The sequence below is a fragment of the Pantoea allii genome, from assembly GCF_002307475.1.
Taxonomy (GTDB): domain Bacteria; phylum Pseudomonadota; class Gammaproteobacteria; order Enterobacterales; family Enterobacteriaceae; genus Pantoea; species Pantoea allii.
The window spans coordinates 16525-35396 of sequence record NZ_NTMH01000032.1 but is presented as its reverse complement, the minus strand read 5'-3'; the positions used below and the strand labels follow the sequence as shown (position 1 = coordinate 35396).

The 18872-nt window shown below is 52.2% G+C and carries 21 protein-coding genes and 1 riboswitch; of the genes, 9 read left to right on the top strand and 12 right to left on the bottom strand.

Translation table 11 applies throughout. The features are described 5' to 3' along the window. Window positions 1-329: 329 nt before the first annotated feature. Window positions 330-881 carry a DsbA family protein gene (locus tag CMR03_RS12045; protein ID WP_096011693.1) on the top strand — a complete coding sequence of 184 codons (552 nt, stop codon included), beginning with the start codon at window positions 330-332 and terminating at the stop codon, window positions 879-881. A 44-nt stretch (window positions 882-925) separates the two neighbouring features. Beyond that, window positions 926-1339 carry an ASCH domain-containing protein gene (locus CMR03_RS12040; protein ID WP_096011692.1) on the top strand — a complete coding sequence of 138 codons (414 nt, stop codon included), beginning with the start codon at window positions 926-928 and terminating at the stop codon, window positions 1337-1339. 81 nt (window positions 1340-1420) lie between these two features. On the opposite strand, the gene CMR03_RS12035 is transcribed toward CMR03_RS12040, so the two are convergent. Continuing rightward, entirely contained in the window at window positions 1421-1822 is a 402-nt protein-coding gene (locus tag CMR03_RS12035) for a YybH family protein (RefSeq protein WP_096011691.1), read from the bottom strand. An 82-nt stretch (window positions 1823-1904) separates the two neighbouring features. On the opposite strand from CMR03_RS12035, the gene CMR03_RS12030 reads away from it, so the two are divergent. The 3 genes from CMR03_RS12030 to CMR03_RS12020 are packed head-to-tail and all read left to right on the top strand — an operon-like array spanning window position 1905 to window position 3462. After that, complete coding sequence (locus CMR03_RS12030) at window positions 1905-2279, top strand: VOC family protein (protein ID WP_096011690.1); 375 nt, start codon at window positions 1905-1907, stop codon at window positions 2277-2279. A gap of 55 nt (window positions 2280-2334) precedes the next feature. Next, entirely contained in the window at window positions 2335-2937 is a 603-nt protein-coding gene (locus tag CMR03_RS12025) for a LysE family translocator (RefSeq protein WP_096011689.1), read from the top strand. A 60-nt stretch (window positions 2938-2997) separates the two neighbouring features. After that, window positions 2998-3462, top strand: a complete 465-nt coding sequence (locus tag CMR03_RS12020; protein ID WP_063877015.1) for a GNAT family N-acetyltransferase — start codon at window positions 2998-3000, stop codon at window positions 3460-3462. 22 nt (window positions 3463-3484) lie between these two features. On the opposite strand, the gene CMR03_RS12015 is transcribed toward CMR03_RS12020, so the two are convergent. From CMR03_RS12015 to CMR03_RS11990, 6 genes are all read right to left on the bottom strand, one after another. Further along, window positions 3485-4447 carry a HesA/MoeB/ThiF family protein gene (locus CMR03_RS12015; RefSeq protein ID WP_096011688.1) on the bottom strand — a complete coding sequence of 321 codons (963 nt, stop codon included), beginning with the start codon at window positions 4445-4447 and terminating at the stop codon, window positions 3485-3487. 9 nt (window positions 4448-4456) lie between these two features. Further along, complete coding sequence (locus CMR03_RS12010; RefSeq protein ID WP_096011687.1) at window positions 4457-5215, bottom strand: thiazole synthase; 759 nt, start codon at window positions 5213-5215, stop codon at window positions 4457-4459. A gap of 2 nt (window positions 5216-5217) precedes the next feature. Next, window positions 5218-5415: a sulfur carrier protein ThiS gene (thiS, locus tag CMR03_RS12005; RefSeq protein ID WP_063877012.1), complete on the bottom strand. Its 198-nt coding sequence runs from the start codon at window positions 5413-5415 to the stop codon at window positions 5218-5220. Continuing rightward, the gene (locus CMR03_RS12000) at window positions 5412-6344 is read right to left on the bottom strand and encodes an FAD-dependent oxidoreductase (RefSeq protein WP_096011686.1); all 933 of its coding nucleotides are present in this window, start codon (window positions 6342-6344) and stop codon (window positions 5412-5414) included. The genes thiS and CMR03_RS12000 overlap by 4 nt, the downstream gene beginning before the upstream one ends. Window positions 6345-6481: 137 nt before the next feature. Beyond that, window positions 6482-6601: riboswitch (TPP riboswitch) on the bottom strand. Between the two features lie 58 nt (window positions 6602-6659). Then, a complete protein-coding gene (locus CMR03_RS11995; protein WP_096011685.1) occupies window positions 6660-6980 on the bottom strand; it encodes an AzlD domain-containing protein in 321 nt (106 codons plus the stop codon). Beyond that, a complete protein-coding gene (locus CMR03_RS11990; RefSeq protein WP_096011684.1) occupies window positions 6977-7642 on the bottom strand; it encodes an AzlC family ABC transporter permease in 666 nt (221 codons plus the stop codon). The genes CMR03_RS11995 and CMR03_RS11990 overlap by 4 nt, the downstream gene beginning before the upstream one ends. 100 nt (window positions 7643-7742) lie before the next feature. Between CMR03_RS11990 and CMR03_RS11985 the strand changes: the two genes are divergently transcribed. Beyond that, complete coding sequence (locus tag CMR03_RS11985) at window positions 7743-8291, top strand: helix-turn-helix domain-containing protein (protein ID WP_063877008.1); 549 nt, start codon at window positions 7743-7745, stop codon at window positions 8289-8291. A gap of 22 nt (window positions 8292-8313) precedes the next feature. Here CMR03_RS11985 and CMR03_RS11980 read toward each other — a convergent pair whose 3' ends face one another. From CMR03_RS11980 to CMR03_RS11965, 4 genes are read right to left on the bottom strand one after another with little or no spacing between them, the layout of a single operon-like run. Further along, the gene (locus CMR03_RS11980; protein WP_096011683.1) at window positions 8314-9744 is read right to left on the bottom strand and encodes an ABC transporter ATP-binding protein; all 1431 of its coding nucleotides are present in this window, start codon (window positions 9742-9744) and stop codon (window positions 8314-8316) included. Beyond that, window positions 9741-10520 carry an ABC transporter permease gene (locus tag CMR03_RS11975; protein WP_096011682.1) on the bottom strand — a complete coding sequence of 260 codons (780 nt, stop codon included), beginning with the start codon at window positions 10518-10520 and terminating at the stop codon, window positions 9741-9743. The genes CMR03_RS11980 and CMR03_RS11975 overlap by 4 nt, the downstream gene beginning before the upstream one ends. Beyond that, window positions 10517-11452 carry an ABC transporter permease gene (locus CMR03_RS11970; RefSeq protein ID WP_096011681.1) on the bottom strand — a complete coding sequence of 312 codons (936 nt, stop codon included), beginning with the start codon at window positions 11450-11452 and terminating at the stop codon, window positions 10517-10519. The genes CMR03_RS11975 and CMR03_RS11970 overlap by 4 nt, the downstream gene beginning before the upstream one ends. Then, a complete protein-coding gene (locus CMR03_RS11965) occupies window positions 11452-12978 on the bottom strand; it encodes an ABC transporter substrate-binding protein (protein ID WP_096011680.1) in 1527 nt (508 codons plus the stop codon). Before CMR03_RS11965 ends, CMR03_RS11970 begins: the two co-directional genes overlap by 1 nt. 218 nt (window positions 12979-13196) lie before the next feature. On the opposite strand from CMR03_RS11965, the gene zigA reads away from it, so the two are divergent. Then, on the top strand, window positions 13197-14429 hold the full coding sequence (zigA, locus tag CMR03_RS11960; RefSeq protein WP_096011679.1) for a zinc metallochaperone GTPase ZigA: 1233 nt from the start codon (window positions 13197-13199) through the stop codon (window positions 14427-14429). Between the two features lie 146 nt (window positions 14430-14575). Here zigA and CMR03_RS11955 read toward each other — a convergent pair whose 3' ends face one another. Beyond that, window positions 14576-15946: an aldehyde dehydrogenase family protein gene (locus CMR03_RS11955; RefSeq protein WP_096011678.1), complete on the bottom strand. Its 1371-nt coding sequence runs from the start codon at window positions 15944-15946 to the stop codon at window positions 14576-14578. A gap of 479 nt (window positions 15947-16425) precedes the next feature. Between CMR03_RS11955 and CMR03_RS11950 the strand changes: the two genes are divergently transcribed. Next, window positions 16426-17355, top strand: coding sequence for a RepB family plasmid replication initiator protein (locus tag CMR03_RS11950; RefSeq protein ID WP_063877001.1), 930 nt, complete (start codon window positions 16426-16428; stop codon window positions 17353-17355). A 785-nt stretch (window positions 17356-18140) separates the two neighbouring features. After that, entirely contained in the window at window positions 18141-18407 is a 267-nt protein-coding gene (locus CMR03_RS11945; RefSeq protein WP_096011677.1) for a hypothetical protein, read from the top strand. Window positions 18408-18872 lie beyond the last annotated feature (465 nt).

Below are 18872 nucleotides of genomic sequence, written 5' to 3'. Positions count from 1 at the left end.
CCGGGCCAGGAAAACGCGACGCCCGGTTCCGGGTTGATAAACGGGTTACTCTAGCGGTATTCAACTCGCATCAGTTTGCCGCTTTGTGCCTTCGCGTTGCAAAATAGTGTTTAAGATCATGATTTAACAATCCTGAAACCTTAAACGTTGTGCACATAAAGCGAAACCGTTGAAGGAATAATTTTAGTCTGATTTGCCGTAACGTAAGAGAAATGAGACTAATCCTTATCAGGGTGGATAAACGGCTCCTGAGGTGAATACCCGGCAGAAAACGCGTAAAGTTGCCACAGTCAGTGAACCCGGAACTTAACTAGCTAATGGGAGTTGGGATGAACAACGAAAAGCTAAGAGCAGAACCTCTCACCTGGGGACAGGGACCTCACCTGTTCGAAATTTTTATTGAGCCCACCTGCCCCTTCTCCGTACGCGCGTTCAATAAACTGGATGCGCTTTTAGAGCAGGTCGGTGAAGATAAAATGACGCTTAAAATTCATCTTCAGTCTCAGCCCTGGCACATGTATTCGGGCGTGATCGTTCGCTATATCCTGGCGGCTTCGGTGGAAAGCAAAGCGGCGGCTAAAGCGGTACTTCAGGCCGTTGCCGACCATCGGGAAGCATTTGAGTTTACAGACCATTGCCGGGGGCCAAATATGGACGTCACGCCCCACCAGCTTCTTGCCAGGCTAAAAGAATACAGCGGCATTGATGCTTACGCCGCCTTTGATCGTCATGATTTGCAAGACCTGGTGAAATGGCACTGTAAATATGCCCGTCAAAACGGTATCCATGTTTCACCGACCTTTATGATTAATGGCCTGGTACAACCGGATATAAGCAGTGGCGATTCGGTTGAAGAGTGGGCACAACGTATTCTGGCCTGACGTAATGCTCCAGCCATTCTGGCCCCGCGGTAAAAGGACTGAGTATGACGATGACGCTTGAACAGATTAAAGCCAAATATCCTGACGCACTTTGCTGGTCATTTGGCGATTCTCCCGAGATGGCCAATGCGCTGGCGACGCTGGTGCTGACCGGCAAAAAAATCGCCACCTGCAGCTCTCTGCAAGGCTGGTATGAAGATGATGTGAAGCCTCAACCCGGCAGTTACAGCATCATTTTAAACGGCGCGGATAAACCGGTTTGCGTCATCAGAACAACAGGGTTGTTTGTGACGCGCTTTGACCGCGTAACGCCAGAAATGGCGATGATGGAAGGCGAAGGTGACCTGAGCCTTGAGTACTGGCAACGCGAACATCAACGCTATTTTCAGCGTAACGGCGGGTTCAGCACCGAAATGGAACTGATATTCGAAACCTTCCAGCTGGTAGAAGTGATTTAAAAAAAGCCGTTAATTCGCGCCAGCATCCAGCGCGGATTAACGGCTCAGGCCGTTCAGATGACGCGCCCAAAAGCAGCAATGCTAAAGCACGTGGTCAAGTAGCGTGGTGCCATAGGAATTATCTACGGTGCAGCGCCATTGATTATCACTTTCCAGCCGAAACACATAAGTGGCACGCCGGGTGTTTTCTATCGGCTGTCCCTGCCCATCGGGATAGCGGAGCACCGTTTCCATGACAACCAGCGCGGTTCCTGCCCCTTCAATGACCTCCATCCTGCCCTGCTCCACCACGAGCTGATGCTGAAAATAGTTGGCAATCGCCTCAAAGGCACGGCGAATAGCTACGCTGCCCGTCACGGTCATTCCCGGCTTAATGACCAGGCTGGCATCGTCTGCATAGTGTTTCATCAAGGCATCATAATCACCGGCTGATATCGCCCTGTCGCATAACCTGACAACCTGTAAAACGGGATGGTCATTCATCGGAACCTCCTTACGCATAGCTGGTCAGCAATAAACCGGATGTGATAAGTATATCCCTACCGATGTTAAAAAGGAGTTAAGTATGTTTAGCCATATGGTTGTTGGTACTGATGATATTGAGCAAGCTAAAACGTTCTACGATGCTATTTTCGCGGTTATCCGTTGTGACGATCAGGGCATTGATGCCATAGGTCGCCCTTATTACATCAAAAATAACCAACGTTTTATCATCACCAAACCCATCAATGGTCAGCCCGCCACCTTTGCCAACGGCGGAACCATCGGCTTCACCATGCCCTCATCCGAGGAGGTGTTTCGCTGGCATCAACAAGGGATTGAAAACGGTGGCACATCGGCAGAAACACCGCCGCAGGTCAGAGAAACTGATGGAAAATGCATCGCCTATCTCAGGGACCCAACCGGCAATAAGCTGTGTGCGTTTTATAATCCGACATAATTTTTGTTAACGCATTTCGTGCACGCTGTGAAAAGACGTTATGTGCGGGTGAAAGATGGACATTAATCTGGCAGGGTTTCTGCCCGCGCTGCTCCCCATTGCGCTTTCACCCGGCGCAAGTTTCACGCTGGCAATGAACAGTGCACTTACGGCTGGTCGCAAAGGGCTGTTTAAAACCCTGCTCGGCACCGCACTGGGGATTTATACCCATGCTTTACTGATCGGTCTCGGCCTGTCGACGGCACTGGTTGCTTCACCCGCGCTGTTTGGCCTGTTAAAAATGGCTGGCGTGCTCTATTTACTGTGGCTGGGCGGCCTTTTATTTATCACTGGCGTCAGGACGAAGACCTTTGCGCTGAACGCGACAGAAAGCGCGGTTACAATCAAAGGTGCATGGCTGGCCAATGTCGCCAATCCCAAAGCTATCCTGTTTTACCTGACGGTGGTTTCACAGTTCGTTGGTAACAGAGCAGGTATTGATGCCTTTCTGACGCTGGCCACAGTGCACATTGCGGTCATGGTTATCTGGCTGGCTCTCTTTAGTCAGGCGCTGGTGTTCTCGGCGCAAAAACTGAACCCGGTATCGCTGAAACGCTACGTGAATATGGGGGGCGGATTACTGCTTATGGTTATTGCAGTGCGCAGTCTTACAGGCTGATGTTTTAGCGAAACGGTTATCGACAATCTCACTTAAATCGGGAAGACAGGGGGAAAACTGATGGCACCTGTTCAGCACTGGCACAAAGACGATTATCGCATTACGACGGATAAATCGCAGATGGATATTGAGGCCATTCACCGTTACCTCACCCGCTCAAGTTGGGCAGCCGGTATCGATTACGCCACCGTGGCACTGTCGGTAGAAAACAGTTTAAATTTTGGGCTGTTTCATCACCACCAGCAGATTGGTTTTGCGCGATTTATCACCGACTCCGCGACCTTCGCATACCTGTGTGATGTCTATGTCCTTGAAGAATACCAGGGTAGCGGGCTCGGCGGATGGCTGATTGAATGCTGTCAGTCCCATTCTGTCATTAACACATTGCGCCGACTCTTGCTGTTTACTTCAACCGCCCCCTGGTTGTACCAGAAATTCGGTTATCAGCCAGTGAACAGACCCGATTATGCCTGGACTATAACCCGACCCGACATTTATCAAACCAACCGCAAAGACCAGAATTAATCATCCCGCTTTTTCGTCTGTGTTATCGGTCTGCAATGATTGCCAGCCGCTGACAGCCCCGCGCTTCCAGAGCCAGAGCAGCCTGGGCGGCACGAATGCCACTGGCACAGACCAGAACAATGCGTTTGTCCGCGGGCGGTTGCCAGCTGGCGATATGCTGGGGCAATATCCGCGTCACATCGGGAATAACGCTAACAGGTGCTTCGTCGGTCCCGCGCAAATCGACCACACAGTCGTTTGGGGTTAACAGGGCCGAATCGATAAACGGAATTCCGGCTTTTTCAGGTTCGGGCGCATTGTCGAATCGGAACTGACGCAGTTGCCAGGACACAAAATCACAATTAATCATGCAACCCAATGGTGAAGGCGACAAATTCAACAGGATACTGAGTGCCATCTGCGCCTGTAAAGCACCTAAGGTGGCGACTGCCGGACCCAAAACGCCTGCAGTGTTGCAGTTGCCTGAGGCTTTGGGTAAGTGTGGAAACAGTGCGCGATAGCTTGGCGCACCGCCGCAAAATCCGCCAGCATAGCCCTGTCGCCCCAGCACCGAGGCGCAAACCAGCGGAACACCCCGGGCAAAGCAAATATCGGAAAGCAGGTAAGTCACCGCGAAGTTATCCGCTGCATCGACCACCAGATCGATATCCGTCATTGCCGCCTCAACAATACTGGCGCGCAACGCCACAGGATATACTTCAACAACCGTATCCGGGTTACGCTGTGCCAGCGCGCGTTGCGCGCAAAAAACCTTCGGCTCGCCAATGTCGGCCGTGGTAAACAGCGTCTGACGATGCAGATTATGCAGCGCCACAACATCATCGTCATAAAGCCGGATATAACCGATGCCAGCGCCAGCCAGCAGTGGCAGCAGCGTGGAAGCCAGCCCACCTGCACCGACCACTAAGACACGCGCAGCTGACAGGGCCTGCTGCCCTTGCTCCCCGACGTCTGGCAGCATTGTCTGTCGTTGATAACGCGACATCACCGCTCCTTAGCTGAACTGGGCCAGCCCGAAAATGGGCGTGGACGCCGCCGCCATGTCGCGGCGTTCCATCATCCCTGCCTGACGTGCCTGATGTCCCGCGTCAATGGCGCCAGCAAAGGCACCAGCCATGCGCACCGGATCGCTGGATTTCGCGACGGCGGTATTCAGTAACACAGCGTCGAAACCTAATTCCATCGCCTGGGCCGCCTGACTCGGCGCACCGATCCCGGCATCAATAATCAGCGGAACGTCTTTAAACCAGGCACGCATCGTGCGTAAGCCCTCAATATTGCGTAATCCCTGCCCGGAACCGATGGGCGCGCCCCATGGCATCAGCACTTCGCAGCCAGCATCCAGCAGTTTCTCGCCAACAATCAGATCTTCTGTGGTGTAGGGAAAAACATGAAAACCCTCGGCACACAAAATACGCGCCGCTTCAACCAGGGCAAAAGGATCGGGCTGCAAGGTGTCGGCATGACCAATCACTTCAAGTTTGATCCACGACGTGGCGAACAACTCCCGCGCCATATGTGCAGTGGTAACGGCTTCTTTAACCGTATGACAGCCTGCCGTGTTCGGTAATACGCGTTTATTCAGCGTTTTCAGAAGGTCGCGAAATGCGCCGCCCTGGCTTCCTTCACGACGTAAACTGACTGTAATAATGTCTGCGCCCGATGCGCTGACGGCCTGTTGCAAAATATCTGGCGAGGGATAACCCGCCGTGCCCAGTAAAAAACGTGACTGCCCGCTATAGTCGTAAAACATCGTTAACCTCCCTGCATCGGTGATAACACTTCCAGACGACAACCGGCCTCAAGCGGTTGGGAGGAATAGCGTTCCCGGGGAATAAAGGTGCCGTTAAGCGCGCTGGCGACACAGCCCGCATCAATATCCTGTTCCGCCAACAATTCAGCCAGCGTCCGGGCCTGAGTCTCAATAGCAAGGCCGTTCAGTTCTATTTTCATCGCATTCCCTCTGACGTAAGTTGTTGCATAAGCTTCTCGGCCATCATCGGGGCCAATAAGAAGCCGTGACGATACATACCGTTGATGGAAAAAATGCCATTTTCATAACGAACATCGGGCAGATTATGAGAGTAAGCCGGACGCAAACCCGTACCGCTTTCAATGATGCGTGCTTCGGCAAGGGCAGGATGGATGCTGTAAGCAGCGCTCAACAGTTCCATCATTGCGCGCGCGCTGATCGGGCTGTCATCCTGGCTTTCGACCATGGTCGCGCCGAGCATAAAATGCCCTTGCGCTCGAGGTACCAGATAACAGGGAAAGCGCGGGTGCAGAAGGCGAACCGGCCGGGAGAACGTTATCTCATTCGTCTGCAGGATGACCATTTCACCGCGTACGGCACGGAGTGCCGGCAGGGATTCCTGGGCATGGATACCACGGCAATCAATAACGTTCCCACTGGGTTTACCGCTGTGAAAATTCACGCCAGCATTGATTAAGCGCGTTTGTAACTGTTGCATTGCCAGACGGGGATCAAGATGGGCTTCTGCAGCGAAAAATAGTCCACGCGCAAAACGGTTTTCCAGCGCGGGTTCGATCTCTGCAGGCACCACCCACTGATGTTCAGACGTTATGTTCGCAAAACGGGTTAATTCAGCACGGTCGCGCGGCGGCGCAATCACCAGCGTGCCCTTTTGTTCAACGCCGCTGATGCGGGCCGACCACCATGCGGCGGCATGCTGGCCCCAGTCCACCACCTGCTGCGGCGCACTTTCCGCTTCGCACCAGGGGGCCAGCATACCGCCAGCCCAGTGGGAAGCCGCCCGGCAATCGGGTAACGTGATGATTTCGACATTTTCGCCGCGCTCCGCCAGTAACGTAGCAATGCACAGCCCGGACACACCACTGCCCAGCACCGACCAGCGGCTCATTGCCAGCCAACCTGACAGCGTAAAATCAGAAACAGGATTTTCACTTTGGCCTCTCTGTTTAAATCAGAGACCCGTGATACGAGAAGGGAAAAAGCATGAGCACAGTAAAAGCAGGCTCTGCGGCAAGTATCTGCACTGGGCGAAGATACCCGTCTTCCTACGCCAGTATCAACTGGGTCAGGTTCTAAGGGTCGCTAAGCCGCGCATTGCGCTATTAGCCTCTCAGTCTCTCTGGCGAGACTCCCCTGACGGGTTCTAGTTGTATTTTAAGCTGCGTCTTACGTCAAGGCTGACGCAACAATTTGTCATCAGCGTCTAAGGCACATTCAGATAACGCAGCAAGGCGGTCATACAGGCCGCGCCCAAAATAATCACGATAAGCGGGGCTTTACGCCAGGCAAGAAAAAGGGCAAACGACACACCCAACAACCTTGCCATCCCGGCAAAATGCGGGCCTTCAAACAGGGTGGTGGTGGCCGCTACGGCCAGTAACAGCACGGTTGCCGCATCAGATAGCATATGCTGCGTCCGTTCACTGACAGGCAACCTGTTACCCAGTTTGACGCCGGCATAGCGAATGGCATAGGTCCCGGCGGCCAGCACTGCAATTCCTGCAATAATCATCGGGTGATTCATTTACGCGATCTCCACGTCAGCAGCCCTAACAGGGAAAACAGAACCGGCATCCCTGCGGGAACAAATGGCGTGACCACCAGCGACACCAGCGCACCTGCAGTCGCAGGGATACAGGTGCGGGGTTTACGTAGCGCCGGGAAAATCAGGGCGATAAGAATGGCGGGGAAAACGGCATCCAGACCGATAGCGGAAATACTCGGGATAAACTGACCAATCGCGGCCCCAAGCATCACGCTAAATGGCCAGATCAATCCAATACCGATGCCACACAGCCAAAAGGCACTGCGGCGCTGGGCCAGTGTTGGCTGAGAGATGCCAAACACCACACTTTCATCGTTCATGATGTGACAGCCGAGCAGGCCTCGCCAGCCCTGACCCACCAAATCTTTAACAGCAATACCGAAGGGGAGATGGCGTGCGTTAACCAGCAGGCCCGCCGCCGCCGCAGTCAACGGGCTGCCACCGCCTGCCACGATGCCAATAAATAAGAATTCTGATGCACCAGCCAGTACGAGAGTCGATAACGCCAGTGGCACCCAAAACGGAAAGCCATCCGCAGTAGCAAGAGAACCATAAGACAGGCCTACAATCCCATCTGCGATACAGACCAGAAAAATCGCTTTAATCACGCCCTTATCGAGCGTCGTTTTTTTTGCCGGCATCAAAATCAAATCCCATATCGAACGTTTTATCCATTATAATGAACATCCAACATGCATTACAAGATGAACGATACGTTCGTTTTAATGAACAGGATGAATGATGAGTACGCCCATTAACATCATTGCCAATAGCTTAGTGAGAGAACGTCAGCGTACTGGCCTGACGCTCGCTGAGGTGGCACGTCGCGCAGGTATTGCAAAATCGACCCTGTCTCAGCTTGAAGCCGGTAATGGCAATCCCGGCATTGAAACATTATGGTCACTGTGTGTGGCGTTGAATATTCCTTTTGCCCGCCTGATGGAGCCGGAAGCGAATCGCCTGCAGGTTATTCGCCGCGGCGAGGGTCCAGCGGTAGCCGCCGAGCAGGCTGACTATAAAGCGGTGCTGTTGGCAACCTGCCCACCAGGCGCTCGACGGGATATCTATTTGTTGCACATCCAGCCCGGTAGTGAACGCTGCTCACAGCCGCATTCGCCCAATACCATTGAACATTTAATTTTAACCCAAGGGCGTGCGCTGGTGGGTCCGGTCGATTCACCGGTTGAACTGGCGGTAGGCGATTACATCAGTTATCCGGGCGACAGTGAGCATATTTTCCGCGCGCTTGAGCCCGACACGCTGGCTGTGTTGGTCATGGAGCACGTGTGAAGGCAGGCTTCCCCGCCTTCGTTTACCCATGCGCTGTCATGACTGCGGAACCCTGTCTGAGGGAAGCCAGTGAGATGACTCGATGCGCGCTCTTCTCCAGTAAGGCGAGGTCATGGCTGACCAGCAAAATGGCACAACGCTGCTTTGTTGCCAGCCCGGTAAGTAGCGCCAGCGTCTGCTGCTGAACAAGCGGGTCCAGACGCGACGTCGGCTCATCGGCAAATAAAAAGACAGGGTCCAGTAGCATGACCCGCAGCAGGGAAAAACGCTGAAGCTCGCCACCTGACAAACCAGAAGCCGGACGGCTCAGTAAATCATGCGCTAATCCCAGTTGCAGCATCAGTTCATCACGTCGCTGAACCGTGGCGTGATGCAGACGCAGCACATCATCGATAACCTGTGCCATCGACACGTCAGGTGGAAAAATGGCGGAGGGATCCTGATACAGTTTTTGGTAACGTAACTTACTGATATTGCCGGGCCGTATGACTCTGCCTGCATCCGGTTTTACCAGACCACACAGCGTATCTCCCAGGCTACTTTTACCACAGCCGCTTTCGCCGTAAAGCCCTACGATTTCACCGGCCCGAAAGGTTAAAGCCGCATCGTGAAACAGCCTTTTTCCTGAACGTTTCAGCGAAAGGCCTTCTGACTGTAACACGACGGTTTCATCACAGGGCACCCGCAAGCCTGTCGCCCAGGCCTGCGGTTCCGCCGCCAGCAACTGTTGCGTGTAAGGCTCTTGTGGCCTGCTCAGCACCCGCCTGGCACTGCCCTGCTCAATGACCTGGCCTTTATGCATCACCATGACATCGCCAGCCAGCTGCCTGGCCAGTGCAATGTCGTGCGTGATCGTCAATAAGGTTTCGCCCCGAGCAACCGCCGTGTTCAACAGGCGACCTATTTCATCCCGTCGAGCGACGTCCAGCCCTTTAGTGGGTTCGTCTGCAATCAACATCGTGGCCCCACCAGCACGAGCCGCCGCAAAACAAACGCGCTGGGCCATTCCGCCTGAAAGCTGCCAGGGAAAACGCGCTGAGGCCTGCGTAAGACCCAGATGATCGAGCGCTTCTGCAGTGGACTGCTGGGCGTCATGACGCGGTAAACCCCGTACGTAACGGTAACCTTCTTCAACCTGAGCATTAACGCGCATCGTCGGATCGAGCGCGAGCCAGGGTTCCTGCGGCAGTGATGCAATGCGGTGTCCCCACAGCGCCCGAAGATGAAGCAAATCGGTTTGGAGATCATAGTGTTGCCCGTCGATCTCAACGGTGCCTTTTGCGTACAGCCCCTGAGGTAATGCGCCCATGATGGCCTGGGCGAATAAGCTTTTCCCCGATCCGGTTTCCCCGACCAGCGTCATGGGCCTGCCTGGTTGAATGACCATGCTCACAGGCTCGACGATGCAGTGTTCGGCGTAAACGGCGACCTGTTTTATCACCATGCCAGTCATATACGCTCCTTGTTCACCAATAAATTCAGGCCGATAAATACGATAAAAAGCGCCATTACAGGCTGCAGTAAAAGCCAGGGGGCTTCCCAGGCATAGGGAAAGAGTTCTGTCATCATCAGTCCCAGCTCTGGCGTTGGCGGTCGTACGCCCACGCTGATGAATCCCAATGCGGACACCGCCATAATGGCATTGCTAAACGCATACACCGTTAATGTCAGCAGCAAAGGCGCCATTGCTGGCCACAAGTGTCTGCGGAACAGATAGACCATCGAGAAACCAAGCAGTAAAGAGGACTGGACTGCCGGAGACGTAACGACGGGCCGCAAGGCGGCTCGCGTCACACGGAAAAACTCCACCCACAGTACCAGTGAAATACCGAGCCACAACATGCCTGGCGAGTCTGGCGCGATAGCGGCTAACAGCAAGACCAGCAACAGACCGGGAAGCGCCAGGCACATATCCGCTAACGCATTGCATATGCGGTCAACCCAGCCACCGTGCCAGGCACTGATGATCCCCGCCAGCGTGCCCATCGTCAGTGCCGTAATGACGCACATCGCCGCCAGCCCCAGCGACAGACGAAGCGCCGCGCTTAAACGGGCCAGCATTGAACGACCAAGGTGGTCATAACCCAGCCAGGCCTCTCCAGTGGGAAGCTGTAACATCTGCAGCAGGTCCTGTTGCACGGGGTCCCCGGAACTCAACAGTGGCACCAGCCAGGCGAACGCGAGCAACAACAGGAGGAGAGTCAGACCCGTTTTTTGACGGTAGGTCATGCGCGTTTCCCCCTTGGGTCCAGTACGTAACACAAGCCATCGACAAGCATATTTAAAGTGACAAATGTCAGCCCCAGTACCAGCGCACAGGCCTGAATTACGGGCACGTCCCGGGCAAAAATCGCATGCACCAGCGCATGGCCAATACCCGGCCAGGCGAACAGCGTTTCGACCACCACTACACCTTCCACCAACCAGACAAACTGCATGCCGAGCCAGGTCACGACCGGCACGCTGAGGTTGCGTAGACCGTGCCGCCAGAACAGACGCGAGCCAGACAGTCCTTTCTGTGCCCCCCAGCGATACCAGGTTGCGGTGACGGCCTGATGCGTTGCCTCACGTACCACACGTGCGCCCACGGCACTCAGCGACAACGCCAGGGTCATTGAGGGCAGGATGAAATGTCGCCACTCCCCCTGCCCTGCACTGGGCAGCCAGCCCAGGCGCAGCGCAAACAACACGACAAGCAGCAGGCCCAACGCAAAATGTGGAGTCGATTTGAGTATGGCTGCCAGCAAGTTAATGAGCCGGTCCAAAAAGCCGCCTGGATGGCAGCCCGCCCAGAGACCAATCGGTATAGCCAGCAACAAAGTCAGCAACAGGGAGAAGCCGGCAAGCGCAAGCGTTTGTTTTAATTGCCAGGCCAGTTCGTTGCTTACCGGCTCACCCGATACCAGTGAATGACCAAAATTGAAGCGCAGCAGATCCCACAGCCATTGCCACAGTGCGCTTCCCTGAGCAGTGAAATCCGCCAGTTGCTGTTGTACTTTGGCGACGGCGGCCAGATCGACCCGATCATAACCATAACGCCCCGATGCAATGCGCCAGGCCATATCACCTGGTAACGCCTGCACCAGAACGAAGGTTAAAATGCCGACGGCGAGAACGACAAAAGCGGCCTGGCACAGGCGCCAGCTGAGTTGTTTAAGCATCACTTCACCCATCTCATATCACGCAGACCGAAATGGCGTTCAAAGGGATCAAGCGTGACCGAGGTAAGATTGACATTGACCGCTGCCGATTGCTGATACCAGGCGATGGGGATCACAGGCAAATCACGCTGTAAAGCCGAAGTAATGACCTCTCTGGCCTTTTGCCTCATCGCAACATCATAACGGCGTGATAGCGTATTGAGCGCCTCGCCAAAGGCCTTGTCATGCCAGTTCATCGCGCCCCAGTCACCGCCCTGGGTGCCGTAATCCTGAAGCAGCGTGCCGGTGGGATCGGGTGTTAAGGCAAAATTACGGGCGAACAGCGCCATCTGCAGGCTCCCGTCATGATGACGGGCAGGGATTTCACTGGAGTTGGTTGAATTGATGACGACATCAATTCCAGTCTGACGCAGTTGCTGTTGGATCACCATGGCGATTAACGGCAGTTCCGGGCGATCCGGATAGGTTAACAGCGTGAGCGTAAACCGCTGCCCGTCGCGCACCAGAATCCCATCCTGGCCGGGCTTCCAGCCTGATTGTGTGAGTAATGCTGTTGCGCGCTGTGGTGAGAAATCCAGGGCCGGTAATGCGGGATTGTGCCATTCCGCCATTGAAGGCGGAAACATCTGTGTTGCTGCGCCGGGATAGCGCAATATTGCATTGGCCAGTGCGCGACGATTAATTGCCAGGCTTAACGCCTCTCGCGTGGTTTGCTCTTTGAGAAAAGGATGAGCCAGGTTCAGTTTGAGCATGACCGTTCGCGGCACGGAAACGGTAAGAAGTTGCAGGGATTTTTTTTGTGACAGGCGTTGGCGGCTGGCTGCATCAAGGTTAAAAACATAATCGGCGTCTCCGCTTTCGGCCAACAGTGCGCGGGTTTCTGCACGTCCTGCGGATAAAAATTCAGCGTTAACAACGGCGGGTTTATTCCCCCAGTATCCCTCAAATCTTTTTACGCTCAGCGTCTGAGGCGGTTGGAAACGGACTAACTGGAAAGGACCGCTACCAATGATGCGCGTGACGGCGTTTGCGTTATCCCATGATGCCAGCGCCAGAATTTGTGAACGGCTTTCCGCCAGTACCGCCAGGAGCGGCGTAAAGGGTTCACTGAGTGTAATGGTGACCTGTATGTCTTCGCCGACGATCGATGTTATTGGGGCTTTATCCAGTAAACCCGGCTTACTGCGGGCGATATTCAGTGATTTTACGACACTTTCAGCGGTGACCAGAGATCCATCGTGAAAGTGCGCGTTCGCCCGCAGCCTGAAACGCCATTGCAGACCGTCAGGAGAAGCCTGCCAGCTCTCTGCCAGCGCAGGAACAGGCGAACCTTTGATATCTGTCTCCACGAGTGTTTCAACGACATCCATGCGAAGTAAAATATCACCGGAAAGCGCAGGATCGGTCCCTTTAATTTCGAAAGGGGCCGCAATTCGAACCGGTCTGGTTTCGTCAGCATAAGCACTCAATGAAGCCACTATCAGGCCCGCAATCGCGCTGTAAAACAGGCTTTTAAGTTGTGTCATGATATTTCTGTTTACCACATAATATTTCCCAGAATGTATAATGTTATAACATATCATTTAAAATCAAAACCCATTAAAGCGCAGGGAGATTAGAAACGGGTCAGCCCCGCTTCTCGCTGCCAGTGTGCGTTTCGATCATCCTGACAAACAGTGTTGAAAATTACCTTCATTTTGTTATGTTATAACATTATATATAAAACTGATTTGAAGGATAACGCATGGCACACCATTCCCTCCCCGACTTCCAGGACACTCGTTTACCGGTTTCTGTGCTGTCGGGTTTTCTCGGCGCAGGTAAAACCACGCTTCTTAACCACATTCTTAACAATCGTGAGGGGCGGCGTATTGCTGTCATCGTTAATGACATGTCTGAAGTCAATATTGATGCGGCGTTAGTGCGCAACGGCGGTGCTGAGCTGTCGCGTACCGATGAAAAGCTTGTAGAGATGAGTAATGGCTGCATATGCTGCACACTTCGTGAAGATCTGCTGCTGGAGGTCAAACGGCTGGCGCAGGAAGGTCGTTTTGATCATCTGGTCATTGAATCAACCGGCATATCTGAACCGCTTCCTGTGGCAGAAACCTTCACCTTCGCCGATGAGGACGGTGAAAGTTTATCCAGTATTGCCCGACTGGATACGATGATTACTGTCGTTGATGGTTATAACTTCCTTCGTGATTATCGTTCCGTCGACTCACTGCAGGCGCGCGGTGAATCCCTGGGCGAAGAAGATGAACGGTCTGTCGTAGATTTACTGGTTGATCAAATCGAATTTTGCGATGTACTGGTCGTTAATAAAACAGACCTGATCAGCGAGGAAGATCAACAGACGCTTAAAGCAATGTTGCATTCATTGAATCCGCGAGCGCATATCATCACCAGTCATTTTGGTAACGTCCCACTTGATCAGGTGCTGGATACCGGGCTGTTTGACTTTGATCAGGCAGCGCAGGCACCAGGCTGGCTAAGAGAACTTCGTGGCGAGCACCAATCAGAAACAGAAGAGTACGGTATTCGTAGTTTTGTTTATCGCGCCAGGCGGCCCTTTCACCCCGAACGTTTCTGGCATGCTGTTAACCACCAGCTTGATGGTGTGATTCGTTCCAAAGGCTACTTCTGGCTGGCCAGCCGTCCGGAATTTGCTGCAATGTGGTCACAGGCAGGCGCGGTTGCCCGTCATGGACATGCCGGAAGCTGGTGGGCCAGCATTCCACGTGAGAAATGGCCTCAGGATACTGAGTCTCTTAATTTTATTGCAGAAAACTGGCTGGATGGTATTGGAGATGCCCGACAAGAACTCGTATTTATCGGTATAGAAATGGATGAGAAACAGGTGCGTAGTGCGCTTGACGCCGCGCTCTTAACGCCACAGGAAATGGCCCAGGGGCCCGCATACTGGGTGACGCTTTCCGATCCGATGCCGGGCTGGTTTGAGGATGCGGAATCCTGAGGGTCAGATCCGGGGCGCTTCAGATAACCTGCTGTGGTGAACAGTCAGTCAAATCATTCTGTCGCGCAGTCCTTCAGAATAAACCGGCGCACAACGATGCGCCGGTTTTAGCTGTGAATCCGCAGAACAAACTTCAGTAAGGCTCATTAACGGCGGTTTTTCCATACTGTCTGCACATTACAGAATTCATGCACGCCAAAGTGTGACAGCTCGCGGCCGTAGCCACTCTTTTTGACACCACCGATAGTAACGCGCGGATCGGAAGCGCCATTGCCGTTAATAAAGACTGCGCCCACTTCCAGCTCATCACTCATGCGTGCGGCAACCTCTTCATCAGCGGTCCAGACTGTTGCACTCAGCCCAAAATCGCTGTTATTGGCGATTTCCAGCGCATGCTGAGCATCGTTTGCCACTGCAATTGCCGCCACGGGACCAAACAGCTCTTGTCTGAAAGCGGTCATGTCGTTGGTGACATCCGCAAGGATGGTTGGGGCGTAATAATTGCCCTGCCCTGCTATTTTCTCGCCGCCTAACACCAAACGGGCACCTTCACGCAAACTGGCTTTGACCTGCTCATCGAGCTCATCGCGCAGATCGGCTCGTGCCATCGGACCGATGAAAGTCTGTTCATCAAGGGGATCGCCAATTTTGAGTGATTTGACTGCGTCAACAAAACGCTTTTCGAACTCATCAGCGATGGATGCTTCGATAATAAAGCGTTTAGCAGCCATACAAACCTGTCCGGTATTTTGATAGCGGCCTGTTACTGCCGATTTTACGGCTTCATCAAGGTCAGCATCGGCCAGCACGATAAAAGGGTCCGATCCCCCTAACTCAAGCACCGTCTTTTTCAATGCCGCACCTGCCTGTGCTGCGATAGCTGCACCGGCACGGACGCTACCTGTTACAGCAACAGCTGCGATGCGATCATCTTTGATTGCAGCTGAAACGCCTTCGTTATCAACATTAATCACATTAAAACCGCCTTTTGGCAGGTCAGTCGCATCAAACAATTCTGCCATCAGCGTAGCGCTGCCCATGACGTTGGGGGCATGTTTGAGTAGGTAGGTATTGCCAGCAAGTAGCATGCCTACTGCGCCGCGCAGAACCTGCCAGAAAGGGAAATTCCACGGCATGACGGCCAGAATAACGCCGATTGGACGAAATGACTGCCATGCATCAGGAACCTGCGAAGGCTGGTCTGCCAGCATTGCAGGTCCATGTTCCGCATACCAGTCGCACAAATTCGCGCATTTCAGGATCTCTCCTCTCGCTTGTGCAACGGGCTTACCCATTTCAAGGGTAATCATCCGTGTCAGTTCAGGTTCGCGCTCACGAAGCTGTTGGCTCAGTTGACGAAGCACGCTTACACGGGTTGCCATGCTGCTTTGCCGCCACTCTTTGTAAGCCGTTGCGCTGGTATTTAGCGCTTGCTCCAGTTCAGAAGCGTTTTGCATTGGGTATTGGGCAATAATCTCGCCTGTTGTGGGATTACGTGAAATCGCAAAGTCAGTCATGGACTTGATCCTTTATCAATAAGAGACCCGATCACCTTACGCTGGGATGATGCTGATGAAAAATGAATAATAGTGAGCAAGTTGTTTATAAAAAATGAAAGGGAAATTTATAAAGAGAATGATCCTTTGAGAACACCGTTATGATCGACTTTCTCGCTATGCTTTCATCAAAGGCTGTGAGGATACTCGCAAGGTGTGCGCAGAGAGGCTGTTTTTTTGAGTTATCCACTTATACAGTGATTAGTTCCTATATAACGATCATAAAGAGATCCCTTATAGATCCAAAGAGATCCCCGATCGCCGCAGGCCGCACCACACAAGGGCTGAGAGGGTGTTGTCATTCACTGTAATCAGTAAAGTATTCACTGTAATCAGTACTTTATTCACTACACACAGTAGAAAGTTCACTATAATCAGTGCTAATGTTCACTGTAGTCAGAAAACGATCCTTTTCATCCACAGAATGAAGATCTTATCCAATGGCAGATAAAGATAGTGAAAACAAAGCGTTACTAGAGCCTTTTCTGTCTGTGACCAAAAACAGTGGCGAAGTTATCCAGCTTCATCCAAACAAAAATAATACCGTCCAGCCTGTGGCTTTAATGCGCCTGGGTTTGTTTGTGCCCACGCTTAAATCCACAGCGCGCGGCATCTCGGGTGCGATGGCTTCAACCGATGCGACTAAAGAACTTAAAAACCTTTCGCTGGTTAAAGCGGAAGGTTATGAAAAGATTACCATCACCGGTGCCAGGCTGGATATGGATAATGACTTTAAGACATGGGCAGGTATTATCCAGTCATTTTCCCGCTATCCGACACAGGGAGACACGGTGACGCTGCCCTTTATTGATTTCGTGAAGATGTGCGGAATACCTTCGGCGAACTCCTCTGCTGCGTTACGCAAGCGCCTTGACGCCTCATTACGTCGTATCGCGACGAATACGCTTTCTTTTGAAGGTAACGGTAAAGCCTACCATACGCACCTTGTCCAGTCGGCCTACTACGATCGTGAAAAAGATATCGTGCGCATACAGGCCGATCCTAAGCTATTTGAGCTCTACAACTTCGACCACAAGGTTTTACTGCAACTACGCGCCATCTCCCGCCTTAAGCGTAAAGAATCGGCTCAGGCGCTTTATACGTTCCTTGAGAGCCTGCCAACCAATCCTGCTCCTATTTCTCTTGCGCGTTTACGCATGCGCCTGAATCTGGGATCAAAAATTACCACTCAGAACCATGTGGTGCGTCGCGCGATGGAACAGCTCAAAGAGATTGGCTACCTTGATTATTCTGAAGTTAAACGCGGGCGTTCCGTGTTTTTCATCATTCACAGCAGAACGCCAAAGCTTGATGGCATAAGCAATCTTGAGGGGATCGATACGCTCGAAGACATCGATTTTGAGGACTAGCCCGAAGGTTCACTGTAATCAGTACATCCTGCGTTGCAGTGTCACTTTTGCCTGAAAGTGACATCCGCATTCTCTTCTTCACTATTCCCGTGCGATGTAGTGCGCAAGGTGTTCACTGTAATCAGCGCCGTTCACTGTAGTCAGTAAAAGCGTACTGCCTAAAACTCTCTGTTCAAATCCCTTTTTTTAAATGTGATATTAATCAATTACTTATATGTTTGTAGGCGCTCACTATTATTATTGTTAGTTCCTGTTTCCTCTTCCGAACACACAATTACTGATTACAGTGAATGTTGCCTCTGGCGTGCACATCAGCAGACAGGACTGATTATAGTGAATCCCCGCACGTTATCTATCAAGCTGATTACAGTGAATTTTAAATGTATCCCTCTGTTTAAAAAGAGCTTTTTTTTCGGGGTTTTTCGAGTCCTTCTCCTCGTTTTGGCTTTAACATTCCAGATAATGACACGTGAAAAAAGTGACAGGGTTAGTTGGATTGCTGATTACAGTGAACGTGATGTTACCTGTAGAGCGCGATAGTCATATCTGCCATCACATTTACTGATTACAGTGAACATCTTGACTCATTACAGTGAACGTCCAGCCGGTAACGCGGTACCTGAAAACACAGGTGCTGATTACAGTGAACATTTCGCCTGTCGGTGCCCTGCTTCCCGGTTTGGTGCGGATTCTCGTTTTTTTCATCTACTGATTACAGTGAATGTTTTACTGACTACAGTGAATCTTCAAACTGCGTTCAACCATTTTTCACAGGTAATGACTAAATGTGGTGCGGGGGAAGAGACATTGTTAACTCCACTGACTACAGTGAATGTTTTGACGAAAACGCCTCTGGCGGCACGGGCTTCCTTGATGCTCTGTTGATGGATAACAAGGCATGGATTACCGGCAGACGGTATCCCCTACTGATTACAGTGAATGTTTTAACCCGGGTACGGCATACAAGCGTTCTGGAGTGTACCGTCATGGCACTTGATGAGGGTGGCGGTGTGCTGAAGAGTGCTGCTGCTGAGCATGAAAGCCAGACATAACATGACTGAGATTACTGACTACAGTGAACGTTTATGCGAACCGGGCAGTTTTACTGATTACAGTGAATATTATGGTTTCTTCCCTTGCTGACTATAGTGAATTTTTAGCCCTGCTGTAGTAAATCAAAAACTGTCTTTACCTCCCTCACTCACTCCTGTTCTTTACTGCCTGGTGCCTGCTGTAGAGAGCTGTCCAGTAAGATGAGGAGTTTCGCATTATCACTAAGTCATTACTGACTACAGTGAATCTTCTACTGTTTATAGTGAATGTTTTAAGCTTGTTGGGTTTCCTGTTTCTGCTAACCACAGTGAATGCATTAGAGCGTCCTGATTGAGCGCGCTATGACGCTACCTTAACCTGTTTACTCTTCTTCATGCCGGGCCAGCTAGCCTTTTTCAGGGGAGATTGATCAATGTAAAAACCTACTGATTACAGTGAACGTTATCACTTCTGTTCATTGTTCT

Bases quoted from the DNA above. Each gene is read 5' to 3' on its own strand.
- CMR03_RS11945 (WP_096011677.1), top strand. From the start codon at position 18,141: ATGTGGTGCGGGGGAAGAGACATTGTTAACTCCACTGACTACAGTGAA.
- CMR03_RS12030 (WP_096011690.1), top strand. From the start codon at position 1,905: ATGTTTAGCCATATGGTTGTTGGTACTGATGATATTGAGCAAGCTAAA.
- CMR03_RS12035 (WP_096011691.1), bottom strand. From the start codon at position 1,822: ATGAATGACCATCCCGTTTTACAGGTTGTCAGGTTATGCGACAGGGCG.
- CMR03_RS11990 (WP_096011684.1), bottom strand. From the start codon at position 7,642: ATGCCGGCAAAAAAAACGACGCTCGATAAGGGCGTGATTAAAGCGATT.
- zigA (WP_096011679.1), top strand. From the start codon at position 13,197: ATGGCACACCATTCCCTCCCCGACTTCCAGGACACTCGTTTACCGGTT.
- CMR03_RS11975 (WP_096011682.1), bottom strand. From the start codon at position 10,520: ATGACCTACCGTCAAAAAACGGGTCTGACTCTCCTCCTGTTGTTGCTC.
- CMR03_RS11965 (WP_096011680.1), bottom strand. From the start codon at position 12,978: ATGACACAACTTAAAAGCCTGTTTTACAGCGCGATTGCGGGCCTGATA.
- CMR03_RS12000 (WP_096011686.1), bottom strand. From the start codon at position 6,344: ATGAGCCGCTGGTCGGTGCTGGGCAGTGGTGTGTCCGGGCTGTGCATT.
- CMR03_RS12025 (WP_096011689.1), top strand. From the start codon at position 2,335: ATGGACATTAATCTGGCAGGGTTTCTGCCCGCGCTGCTCCCCATTGCG.
- CMR03_RS11980 (WP_096011683.1), bottom strand. From the start codon at position 9,744: ATGACTGGCATGGTGATAAAACAGGTCGCCGTTTACGCCGAACACTGC.
- CMR03_RS11995 (WP_096011685.1), bottom strand. From the start codon at position 6,980: ATGAATCACCCGATGATTATTGCAGGAATTGCAGTGCTGGCCGCCGGG.
- CMR03_RS12045 (WP_096011693.1), top strand. From the start codon at position 330: ATGAACAACGAAAAGCTAAGAGCAGAACCTCTCACCTGGGGACAGGGA.
- CMR03_RS11955 (WP_096011678.1), bottom strand. From the start codon at position 15,946: ATGACTGACTTTGCGATTTCACGTAATCCCACAACAGGCGAGATTATT.
- thiS (WP_063877012.1), bottom strand. From the start codon at position 5,415: ATGAAAATAGAACTGAACGGCCTTGCTATTGAGACTCAGGCCCGGACG.
- CMR03_RS12010 (WP_096011687.1), bottom strand. From the start codon at position 5,215: ATGTTTTACGACTATAGCGGGCAGTCACGTTTTTTACTGGGCACGGCG.
- CMR03_RS11950 (WP_063877001.1), top strand. From the start codon at position 16,426: ATGGCAGATAAAGATAGTGAAAACAAAGCGTTACTAGAGCCTTTTCTG.
- CMR03_RS12015 (WP_096011688.1), bottom strand. From the start codon at position 4,447: ATGTCGCGTTATCAACGACAGACAATGCTGCCAGACGTCGGGGAGCAA.
- CMR03_RS11985 (WP_063877008.1), top strand. From the start codon at position 7,743: ATGAGTACGCCCATTAACATCATTGCCAATAGCTTAGTGAGAGAACGT.
- CMR03_RS12040 (WP_096011692.1), top strand. From the start codon at position 926: ATGACGATGACGCTTGAACAGATTAAAGCCAAATATCCTGACGCACTT.
- CMR03_RS11970 (WP_096011681.1), bottom strand. From the start codon at position 11,452: ATGCTTAAACAACTCAGCTGGCGCCTGTGCCAGGCCGCTTTTGTCGTT.
- CMR03_RS12020 (WP_063877015.1), top strand. From the start codon at position 2,998: ATGGCACCTGTTCAGCACTGGCACAAAGACGATTATCGCATTACGACG.